Source organism: Streptomyces glaucescens (assembly GCF_002154375.1).
GTDB lineage: Bacteria > Actinomycetota > Actinomycetes > Streptomycetales > Streptomycetaceae > Streptomyces > Streptomyces glaucescens.
Window position 1 is genome coordinate 1 of sequence record NZ_MUND01000148.1, and the last position, 10,445, is coordinate 10,445.

General features: G+C 72.1%; 10 protein-coding genes and 2 pseudogenes. 10 read left to right on the plus strand and 2 right to left on the minus strand.

Going from position 1 to position 10,445, the window contains the following annotated elements; genetic code table 11:
- Positions 1–246 (plus strand): annotated as a pseudogene (locus tag CCN42_RS11140) (serine/threonine protein kinase); the annotation flags it as partial.
- A gap of 31 nt (positions 247–277) precedes the next feature.
- Here the strand turns inward: CCN42_RS11140 and CCN42_RS11145 are convergent.
- Positions 278–1,024 (minus strand): SLATT domain-containing protein, encoded by a 747-nt coding sequence (locus CCN42_RS11145; protein ID WP_086735035.1) that lies wholly within the window; start codon positions 1,022–1,024, stop codon positions 278–280.
- Positions 1,025–1,262: 238 nt separating this feature from the next.
- Between CCN42_RS11145 and CCN42_RS11150 the strand changes: the two genes are divergently transcribed.
- The 8 genes from CCN42_RS11150 (at position 1,263) to CCN42_RS11185 (ending at position 8,256) form a co-directional block, all read left to right on the plus strand.
- Positions 1,263–1,604: a YbaB/EbfC family nucleoid-associated protein gene (locus tag CCN42_RS11150; protein WP_086170274.1), complete on the plus strand. Its 342-nt coding sequence runs from the start codon at positions 1,263–1,265 to the stop codon at positions 1,602–1,604.
- A gap of 88 nt (positions 1,605–1,692) precedes the next feature.
- On the plus strand, positions 1,693–2,292 hold the full coding sequence (gene recR / locus CCN42_RS11155; RefSeq protein WP_043502778.1) for a recombination mediator RecR: 600 nt from the start codon (positions 1,693–1,695) through the stop codon (positions 2,290–2,292).
- The gene (locus CCN42_RS11160; RefSeq protein ID WP_086735036.1) at positions 2,285–2,947 is read left to right on the plus strand and encodes a DUF5063 domain-containing protein; all 663 of its coding nucleotides are present in this window, start codon (positions 2,285–2,287) and stop codon (positions 2,945–2,947) included. The genes recR and CCN42_RS11160 overlap by 8 nt, the downstream gene beginning before the upstream one ends.
- A gap of 378 nt (positions 2,948–3,325) precedes the next feature.
- Positions 3,326–3,478, plus strand: a complete 153-nt coding sequence (locus CCN42_RS43720) for a hypothetical protein (RefSeq protein ID WP_211294679.1) — start codon at positions 3,326–3,328, stop codon at positions 3,476–3,478.
- A gap of 192 nt (positions 3,479–3,670) precedes the next feature.
- Positions 3,671–4,948: an aspartate kinase gene (locus CCN42_RS11170; RefSeq protein WP_086170279.1), complete on the plus strand. Its 1,278-nt coding sequence runs from the start codon at positions 3,671–3,673 to the stop codon at positions 4,946–4,948.
- Positions 4,945–5,997: an aspartate-semialdehyde dehydrogenase gene (locus tag CCN42_RS11175; RefSeq protein WP_086735038.1), complete on the plus strand. Its 1,053-nt coding sequence runs from the start codon at positions 4,945–4,947 to the stop codon at positions 5,995–5,997. The genes CCN42_RS11170 and CCN42_RS11175 overlap by 4 nt, the downstream gene beginning before the upstream one ends.
- A 298-nt stretch (positions 5,998–6,295) precedes the next feature.
- The gene (locus CCN42_RS11180; RefSeq protein WP_078957766.1) at positions 6,296–6,979 is read left to right on the plus strand and encodes a SigE family RNA polymerase sigma factor; all 684 of its coding nucleotides are present in this window, start codon (positions 6,296–6,298) and stop codon (positions 6,977–6,979) included.
- Positions 6,976–8,256, plus strand: a complete 1,281-nt coding sequence (locus CCN42_RS11185; protein WP_245877236.1) for a hypothetical protein — start codon at positions 6,976–6,978, stop codon at positions 8,254–8,256. The genes CCN42_RS11180 and CCN42_RS11185 overlap by 4 nt, the downstream gene beginning before the upstream one ends.
- Before the next feature lie 123 nt (positions 8,257–8,379).
- On the opposite strand, the gene CCN42_RS11190 is transcribed toward CCN42_RS11185, so the two are convergent.
- On the minus strand, positions 8,380–9,174 hold the full coding sequence (locus CCN42_RS11190; RefSeq protein ID WP_086170281.1) for an SURF1 family protein: 795 nt from the start codon (positions 9,172–9,174) through the stop codon (positions 8,380–8,382).
- Between the two features lie 120 nt (positions 9,175–9,294).
- Here CCN42_RS11190 and CCN42_RS11195 point away from each other — a divergent pair.
- Positions 9,295–10,445, plus strand: a pseudogene (locus CCN42_RS11195) (S9 family peptidase); the annotation flags it as partial.

Genomic DNA, 10,445 nt, shown 5'->3' on the forward strand with positions numbered 1-10,445 from the left:
GAGCCCGGCGACACGGTGCTGTCGCTCACCGCCGACGGCGCGGACTACCACTGCGTCTTCGAGGCGGCACTGAGCGGGGAGCCCGCCGCGAACGGCCCGCTGCCGATCGGCCCGTCCACCGTGACGGTCGGCGAGCCGCCCGCGTGCAGCCCCGGAGCGGCCACGGAGATCACCCTGGTCTCCCCGGACACGCTGGAGCGCGTGAACACGAGCACGGGGGAAAAGCTGACCTACACCCGGCAGTGACCCCTGCGAAGGGCCCGCCGCCAGGGGCTCGTCAGCGCGGCTCCGGGGGCCGCTGCCGGGGCATGTTCGGGCGGGCGGGCCCGGGCGGCATCGGGAACCGGCCGTGCGTGCCCCCGCCGTCCACCCGCGGCCCCGACGCGACCGCCGCCTGGAGGCCCAGCGGCGCCGACCCGGTGCGGAACTCCACCATCCAGTCGGCGGTCTCCGTGCGCACCAGCTCGGTCACGTCCTCGCAGAACCGCCGCAGCACCCCGAGGCACCGCTCGGCCGCCTCGCTCGCCGTCCCCTCGGCGGGGCCCAGCACCTCGCGCACGCTCTCCGAGGCCCAGTCGAACTGCAGGGCCTGGAGCCGGCGCTGCACGGCCTGCGCGGTGGCCACGTCCCTTATCCACCCCGAGGTGACCCCGAAGAACCGGTCGGCGGCCACGCAGGCGACGGCGAGCATCAGCGCCAGATACCCCCAGAGGGCGACCCCGTCGGTCACCCCGGTCAGGTCCAGCAGCGGCAGCGAGGCACCCGCCACCGCCCCCGTCGCCGCGCCCGTGCGCAGCGCCCGCGCCCCGCGCCGCTTCCACACCCGGTCGGCGAGGTACCAGGCCGCCGTGTCCAGGGCGCCGCGCTCCACCCAGCGGTACAGCTCGTCGAGGCGCTGGGCGGGTTCGGCCCAGTCCCCGAGCGGAAACGGCCGCCCGGTCAGATCGCCCGGCCGCAGCCCGGCGGCCCCCTCGCCCCGCCCGTCCTGAGGCGGCCCCTCGGGCTGCATCTCCGGCTGACCCACCCGGCGCTCCCTACTGCTGATGCTGATGGACGCTGACGTGCCGGACCCTTCCTACCGCCCAATGGGTGGCGAAGGTGGACCCTTTCATCGCTTTTCCGCCCGGAAGGGGGCCTTGATCAGGTATACGCCCCGAAGTCAACTCACTCGAAAGAGTGCCGGGGCGTTGCCCGCGCGGACCACGTAGGCTCGTGCCAGGCGGAAAACCCGCCCGACAGCCATACGAAAACAGGAGCTGATCGTGATTCCCGGTGGTGGCCAGCCCAACATGCAGCAGCTGCTCCAGCAGGCTCAGAAGATGCAGCAGGATCTGGCCCGCGCCCAGGAAGAACTGGCGAACACGGAGGTCGACGGACAGGCGGGCGGCGGCCTGGTGAAGGCCACGGTGACCGGTGCCGGCGAGTTGCGCGGCCTGGTCATCGACCCCAAGGCGGTGGACCCGGAGGACACCGAGACCCTCGCCGACCTGGTCGTCGCGGCGGTCCAGGCGGCCAACGAGAACGCGCAGGCCCTCCAGCAGCAGAAGCTCGGCCCGCTCGCCCAGGGACTGGGCGGCGGCGGCATCCCGGGCCTGCCCTTCTGACCTTCCGACCCCGGGCCCTGCCTTTCGAAGACCGGCAGGGGCCCTCTACCGTACGTAGTGAAGGCACCCCAGGAAGGACGGCAGTCCGTTGTACGAAGGCGTGGTCCAGGACCTCATCGACGAGCTGGGTCGGCTGCCCGGCGTCGGTCCCAAGAGCGCGCAGCGGATCGCTTTCCACGTCCTCCAGGCGGAGCCGACGGACGTACGCCGTCTCGCCCAGGCGCTGCTTGAGGTGAAGGCGAAGGTCCGCTTCTGCGCGGTGTGCGGCAACGTCGCGCAGGAGGAGCAGTGTGCGATCTGCCGCGACCCGCGACGCGACCCGTCGGTGATCTGTGTCGTCGAGGAACCGAAGGACGTGGTCGCGATCGAGCGCACCCGCGAGTTCCGCGGCCGCTACCACGTCCTGGGCGGGGCGATCAGCCCCATCGAGGGTGTCGGCCCCGACGACCTGCGTATACGAGAACTTCTCGCGCGGTTGGCCGACGGGACGGTCACGGAGCTGATCCTGGCCACCGACCCGAATCTGGAGGGCGAGGCCACGGCGACGTACCTTGCCCGCATGATCAAGCCCATGGGTCTGAAGGTCACCCGCCTGGCCAGCGGCCTCCCGGTGGGCGGTGACCTGGAATACGCGGACGAGGTGACCCTCGGCCGCGCCTTCGAGGGGAGACGACTGCTAGATGTCTGACGCCACGCTGCACTCCGCGACGCAGGATCCGGACGACTTCGCGGTCCAGATCGCGGACCAGATCGAAAGTTTTCTGGTGGCCGTCACGGAGGTCGCGAAGGGCGACGAGCCGGACTCGGCGGTCCCCTTCCTCCTCCTGGAGGTCTCCCAGCTGCTGCTCGCCGGGGGCCGCCTCGGCGCGCACGAGGACATCGTCCCCGACGAGCGCTACGAGCCGGACCCGGGCCCCGAGCCCGACGTGGACGACCTCCGGGAGAACCTCGCCCGCCTCCTGGAGCCGATCGACGTCTACTCCGAGGTCTTCGACCCGTACGAGCCGCGCAAGGCGCCGGTCCCGGCCCGCATCTCCGACGACCTCACCGACGTCGTCACCGACCTGCGCCACGGCATGGTCCACTACCGTGCGGGCCGCACCACGGAAGCCCTGTGGTGGTGGCAGTTCTCCTACTTCTCCAACTGGGGCGGCACCGCGTCCGCGACCCTGCGGGCCCTGCAGTCCGTGGTCGCCCACGTCCGCCTCAACCAGCCCCTGGAGGAACTGGACGGCCTGGACACCGACCAGGGCCTCGGCGACGACACCCTGGAGTTCGAGGCGGGCCGGGTCATGGAACAGGAGATCCTGGGCCCGTTGGGCCTGGGGCCCGCCAAGAACTAGCCCGGCGGCAACCGGATCCCACGTCCCGCACCACCACCGACAGCGTCCCCGCCGCCACGAACGGCGCGGTCGCCGTCGGCTCGCTGTACCACCGCAGCGGCCAGGTGTTCCCGTCCGGCGCCGGGATGCCGACGTACGTTGCGACTCCATCCCGAGCGTGGCCTCAAGACAGAGGCGTACCGCAACGGGCGGGCCCGCGCGGACGCTGTCCTCGTGCCCAGGGGAAGCCTCAAGGGCGGGGTGAGTGGCCGGATGCCGAGGACGTTCTGATGGCCGTGGAGATCACGTCCTACGACTCGGACGCCCATCAGCGAGACCGTGTCGAGAAGCCCGACGGTTGCGCAGCAGCGGGCATCCCCGTCCACCTCCGCATCGACCGTGACGACGGCACCGTCACGTCACCGTCTTCAGCGACCCGGAGGACGCCGCTACCGCCTCCAGCCCGACAAGCCTTTCGGTGCCACGGTCGAACTGCCCGACCCCGTGGACATCACCCTCGACACCGACCCCCTCAAGGACTCCGTCGGCTGACGGCCCTGTGACCCGGGGCACATTTCCGCGTGTCTCGATCACCCCTGGGCATGAGCCCCCTGGTCACGGACGGCCGGGGACATCTCACGATGCGATATCGCGGAGGTGTAATTCGGACGCTCGATAGACTGAGCCGACCCGCAGTACACCGTCGTATATGCGGAAAGAACACACATCGAGCGAGGAGCGCACGTGGGCCTTGTCGTGCAGAAGTACGGAGGCTCCTCCGTAGCCGATGCCGAAGGCATCAAGCGCGTCGCCAAGCGGATCGTGGAAGCCAAGAAGAACGGCCACCAGGTGGTCGCCGTGGTTTCCGCGATGGGCGACACGACGGACGAGCTGATCGATCTCGCCGAGCAGGTATCCCCGATCCCTGCCGGGCGCGAGCTCGACATGCTGCTGACCGCCGGAGAGCGGATCTCCATGGCACTGCTGGCCATGGCGATCAAAAACCTGGGCCACTCCGCCCAGAGCTTCACCGGGAGCCAGGCAGGTGTCATCACCGACTCGGTCCACAACAAAGCGCGGATCATCGATGTCACGCCGGGCCGGATCCGGGACTCGCTGGACGAGGGCAACATCGCCATCGTCGCCGGGTTCCAGGGCGTCAGCCAGGACACGAAGGACATCACCACGCTGGGGCGCGGCGGGTCCGACACCACGGCGGTGGCCCTCGCGGCCGCCCTCGACGCCGAGGTGTGCGAGATCTACACCGACGTCGACGGTGTGTTCACCGCCGACCCGCGGGTGGTGAAGAAGGCCCGGAAGATCGACTGGATCTCGTTCGAGGACATGCTCGAGCTGGCCAGCTCCGGGTCCAAGGTGCTGCTCCACCGGTGTGTGGAGTACGCCCGTCGCTACAACATCCCGATCCACGTCCGCTCCAGCTTCAGCGGGCTGCAGGGCACGTGGGTCAGCAGCGAGCCGATCAACCAAGGGGACAAGCAGGTGGAGCAGGCCATCATCTCCGGTGTCGCGCACGACACCTCCGAGGCCAAGATCACGGTCGTCGGTGTGCCCGACAAGCCGGGTGAGGCCGCCGCCATCTTCCGCACGATCGCCGATGCCGAGATCAACATCGACATGGTCGTGCAGAACGTGTCCGCCGCGTCCACCGGGCTGACGGACATCTCGTTCACCCTCCCGAAGACCGAGGGCCGCAAGGCCATCGACGCGCTGGAGAAGAACCGCTCCGGCATCGGCTTCGACTCGCTGCGCTACGACGACCAGATCGGCAAGATCTCGCTGGTCGGCGCGGGTATGAAGACCAACCCGGGTGTCACGGCCGCGTTCTTCGAGGCACTCAGCGACGCGGGCGTGAACATCGAGCTCATCTCGACCTCCGAGATCCGCATCTCGGTCGTCACCCGCGCCGACGACGTCAACGAGGCCGTGCGCGCCGTGCACACCGCCTTCGGGCTGGACTCCGACAGCGACGAGGCCGTCGTCTACGGAGGCACCGGACGATGACCGGCAGACCGACGCTCGCGGTCGTGGGAGCGACCGGAGCCGTCGGCGCGGTCATGCTCCAGATCCTGTCGCAGCACAAGGACATCTGGGGCGAGATCCGACTCGTCGCCTCGCCGCGCTCGGCCGGCCGCAAGCTGGCCGTGCGCGGCGAGCAGGTCGAGGTCGTGGCCCTGTCGGAGGAGGCCTTCGACGGGGTCGACATCGCCATGTTCGACGTACCGGACGAGGTGTCCGCGCAGTGGGCGCCGATCGCCGCCGCCAAGGGCGTGGTGGTCGTCGACGACTCGGGCACCTTCCGGATGGACCCGGGCGTGCCGCTGGTCGTCCCCGAGGTCAATCCGCACGCGGTGCGCGTGCGCCCGCGCGGGATCGTCGCCGGCCCGCACTGCACGACCCTGTCGATGATCGTCGCGCTGGGCGCGCTGCACGCCGAGTTCGGGCTGCGCGAGCTGGTGGTGTCGTCGTACCAGGCGGTCAGCGGGGCGGGCCGGGCCGGCGTGGAGACACTGCGGGCGCAGTTGTCCCTGGTCGCCGGCACGGAGCTGGGCACCAGCCCCGGCGATCTGCGCCGGGCGGTCGGCGACCGGACCGGGCCGTTCCCGGAGCCGGTGGCGCTGAACGTGGTGCCGTGGGCCGGGGAGCCGCGCGAGGACGGCTGGTCGTCGGAGGAGCTGGCGCTGCGGGACGAGACCCGCAAGATCCTCGGGCTGCCGCGGCTGCCGGTCGCGGTGACCTGCGTCCGGGTGCCGGTGGTCACCGCGCACGCGCTGACCGTGCACGCCCGCTTCGAGGACGAGATCACGGTGGACCGGGCGCGCGAGATCCTGGCCACCGCGCCGGGCGTGGTGCTCTACGACAATCCGCTCGCCGGGGAGTTCCCGACGCCCGCCGACGTGGTGGGCACCGATCCGACGTGGGTGGGGCGGGTGCGCCGGGCGCTGGACGACCCGACGGCGCTGGAACTCTTCGTCTGCGGCGACAATCTGCGCAAAGGTGCCGCACTGAACACCGCGCAGATCGCCGAGCTGGTGGCCGCGGAGTTCTCGTGAGAGCTTCCGCTCACGAAAAAAGTCCCGGTGATGACCTGATCCGTTTGTAGGATCTACGTAAGAGAATTCCTCCCCGCCCTCCGCAACCGTGCGAAGGGCGGGGAGCGTCTATGCGGTCGCCCTTCCGGGGTGTGGGGACCGTGAACGAGGCGTGGGGACGCGTCGTTCCTATGGGACATAGGGGAAGTGCGGGACGCATGACGGCATTCAGGGCGCCGATGGCTGTGCTGCCTGACGCGAGAACGAACGTGACGCTCGGCACGTACAACCCTCTCGGGGGGAAACACGTCCAACTGGCGTGGCAGAGGTTCTCGACTTTCCCGCGCCGACGCGCGGCACGGCCCTGCGGCCGGTCCGCCGGCCGCTTCACACCCGCATGCCCGGCGCGCCCGGCGGCATGCCGGTGATCGCGCCCATGCCCGCAGCGCGGCCCGCCCGCATCCCCAGCCAGCGTGACGGCGCCGAGTACGCCGAGGAGACGAAGGCCGCCGGCACCACCGTCGACCACCTGACCGAGACGTACCGCGCCCACTACCGCTCCCTGCTGGGCCTCGCCGCCCTCCTCCTCGACGACACCGCATCCTGCGAGGACGTCGTGCAGGAAGCGTTCATCCGCGTCCACTCCGCGCGCAAGCGGGTCCGCGACCCCGAGAAGACGCTCGCCTACCTGCGGCAGACCGTGGTCAACCTGTCCCGCTCGGCCCTGCGCCGCCGCATCCTCGGCCTGAAGCTGCTCTCCAAGCCGATGCCGGACATGGCGAGCGCGGAGGAGGGGGCGTACGACCAGCTGGAGCGCGACTCCCTCATCAAGGCGATGAAGGGCCTCCAGCGCCGCCAGCGCGAGGTCCTGGTGCTGCGCTACTTCGCGGACATGACCGAGGCGCAGGTCGCCGAGACCCTCGGCATATCGCTCGGCTCGGTGAAGGCGTACGGCTCCCGCGGCATCGCGGCCCTCCGCGTGGCCATGGAGGCGCCGGCATGACAGGCCCCGAGGAACAGGGGCGCCGCGAGCCGGGCGTCCCGCACGAGCCGCACGAACCCCGCGACCCGACCGGGACGGCGCAGGAGCCGGCCGAGCCGGCCGAGCCGGCCGAGCCGGCCACCGAGGTGACGCCGGAGCCGGCCGAGCCGGCTTCCACGACGGACGAGGCGCCGCCCGAGGGGACCGAAGCGCACGAGCAACAGCCGAACCAACCGCACGCTGGGAACGGAACTGTGAACCACGGCCCCGACGAACAGGGCCCCGACGGGCTCGACTCGGACGAGCTGGCACTGCGCAGGCTGCTGCACGGCGCGGTGCAGGACATCGCACCGCGCGACGGCACCCTGGAGCACCTGCGGCGGGCGGTGCCCGCCCGGCGGGCGCGCAAGCGGCAGGCCGTCGTCGGCATGGCGGCCGCCGCCCTGTTCGTCGGCACCGCCGTCCCCGCCCTGGTGCACGTCTCCAACGCCACCGGCAGCGACGCCAACCCCTCCATCGCCGGCCACGGCTCCCAGGCCCAGGGCGGCACCAGCGAGGGCAGGAGCACCGAGGGCACGGGCGACAAGCCCGGCGGCTCCTCCGGCAAGACGGAGGAGAAGGACAAGGCCACCGAGGAGAAGCCGGACAAGGGCAAGGGCGGCGGCACCGAGAGCGGTCCCGGCGACAGCGCCGACCCGTCGGCGCCCAGCTCGGATTCGGCCGCGCCCTGCGCCGCCGACCAGCTCGGCGCCACCGGCTGGGCCGACGCCCCGGACTCCATGGGGACCGTCTACGGCACCTTCCGGATCACCAACGTCTCCGGCGCCGGCTGCACCGTCAGCGGCCCCGGCTCGCTGGTCCCGCTCGCCCAGGGCGCCGCCGACCCCGCCAAGATCGGCCAGGCCGCCCACGTCGCCGGCGACCCGGCGGCCAACCTGCCCGACCCGTCCGTCGAGGTGCCGCAGCTGGTGCTGCTGCCGGGCGCGGCGTACGAGGTGCGGTTCGCCTGGGTGCCGTCCGAGACCTGCCCCACCGACAGCGGCCCGCCGCCCACCGGCGGCGAGACCGGCGGCCCGTCACCCGACCCGACGCCCACCGAGACGCCCACCACGTCCACCGAGGGCACCTCCACGGGCGGCGACACCGGGACGACCACCCAGCTGATGGCCGAGGACGGCACGGTCGACGGCAGTGTGGCCGTCTCGTACACGGCGGAGGCGGGCACGGGGGCCGGCGTGACGGTGCCCAACGCGTGCGCGGGGACCGTCTACCGCACCGGCCTGCTGCCGGCCTCGTGAGGCAAGGGGCGTCGTGAGGCCGGGCCTCGTACGGCCGGGTCTCGTGAAGGCAACGGACGACGTGAGGCCGGGGCCCCGTACGACCGGCCCCGTGAGGCAACGGCTGTGGCCGTCGTGGACCGCTCAGGTGCCGGACGGGCTGGGGACCCGCTCCTCCTCGTCCGGCACCAGGCCCAGCTCCGCGTCGCGGGCGAACTCCACCTCGCGCCGCAGCAGCCGGAACCACATGAAGACGACGAAGCCCGCGAAGACGAACCACTCCCCGGTGTAGCCGAGGTTCTGGAACGCCTTCAGGTCGAGACCGGTGTCCGGGGTGGCCGCCACGGGCACCGTCTTCATCCCGGCGTCGCCCCGGTTCAGGGTGAGCCAGGCGTCATGGACGTCGTACGGCACCAGGTTGACCAGCGAGGCCGCGCTGATCGCGGCCGTCTGCCCGGACGGCAGTCCGCCCGCCGCGCTGACCCCGTTCTCGCCCGGGTTCTCGGACGCCTGGAGCGCCCCCGTGACCGTGACCTCGCCGGACGGCGGGGCGGGCGCCTTCGCCGGGGCGGCGGCACCGGGCAGCCAGCCGCGCACCACCGGGAGGGCCTTGCCGTCGGAGGTGCGCAGCAGGGTCAGCACGTAGAAGCCGCGCTTGCCGTCCAGCTCCCGGTCGGGGACGAGCAGCTGCCGGCCGTACGTGCCGGAGGCGGTGGTCTGCTTCCCCGCGGTCGCCTTGGTGACCGGCAGCAGCTCGGCCAGCGGCCGGGCGGCCTCCCGCTGGTTCGAGGCGGCCTGCTCACCCGCGCTGCGATGGCTGTCGACCCGGTCCTCGAACCGGCTCAGCTGCCAGGACCCCATGAACACGCAGAAGGGGATGGCGAGCAGCACGAAGATGTTGATGCCCCACCAGCGGGGCGTCAGCAGAAACCGGTACACGCCCTCAACGGTACGGGGGCGGTGGGGGACGACCGCCGCGGGGGTCGGCGGAGCGGCGGGTTGTCCACAGGCTGGGGGCCGCGTCAGCGGAATGTCGGTGCGGCCGGGCAGTATGGGGTCATGACTGAGAGCAACGGGGTCGCCGCGCCGCAGCGGACCGAGGACATGCCCGACATGCCGGACTGGGAGAAGCGCTTCAGGGCACCGCGGGTGTCCCTGCCCGACTGGGCGGAGGACGCCCCGGACCGCTCCCTCTTCGTGTCCAACGCGACAGGGACGTACGAGCTGTACGCCTGGGACCGCGCGACCGGCGAACAGCGCCAGGTCACCCACCGTCCGAACGGCACGACGGACGGCGTGCTCTCCCCGGACGGCGCCTGGATCTGGTGGTTCGACGACAAGGACGGCGACGAGTTCGGCGTCTGGCGCCGCCAGCCCTTCCAGGGCGGCGAGGACGAGCTGGCGGTCCCCGGCCTGGACCCGTCCTACCCGGCGGGCCTGGCCCTCGGCAGGGACGGCCGTACGGCGGTGATCGGCCGCTCCACCGACGAGGACGGCACCACCATCCACCTCGCCCGCGAGGGCGAGGCCCCCGTGGAGATCTACCGCCACCGCGAGTCCGCCGGCGTCGGCGACCTCTCCCACGACGGCACGCTGATCGCCGTCGAGCACACCGAGCACGGCGACGCGATGCACTCCGCGCTGCGCGTGCTGCGCCCCGACGGCAGCACGGTCGCCGAGCTGGACGACACCAAGGACGGCACCAGGGAGCTGGGCCTCGAGGTGCTCGGCTTCGCCCCGGTGGCCGGTGACACCCGGCTCCTCGTCGGCCATCAGCGGCGGGGCCGCTGGGAGCCGCTGGTGTGGGACGTGACGAGCGGCGAGGAGACCGACCTCGCCCTGGAGCTGCCCGGCGACGTGAGCGCCGAGTGGTATCCGGACGGCTCGGGACTGCTCATCGGCCACGGCTTCGAGGCCCGCAGCGAACTGTTCCGCTACGACTTCGCCACCCGCCGCCTGGAGCAGATCCCCACCCCGCCCGGCACGGTCTCCGGCGCCACGCCCCGGCCCGACGGCAGCGTCGAGTACCTGTGGTCGTCGGCCGCCGAGCCGTCGGCGGTCCGCTCGACCCGCGGCGGCGTCGTCCTCGACCCGCCCGGCCTGAAGTCCCCGGGCTCCGTCCCCGTCGAGGACGTCTGGGTGGAGGGCCCCGGCGGCCGCATCCACGCCCTGGTGCAGAAGCCGGCCGGCGCCACCGGCCCCCTCCCCAC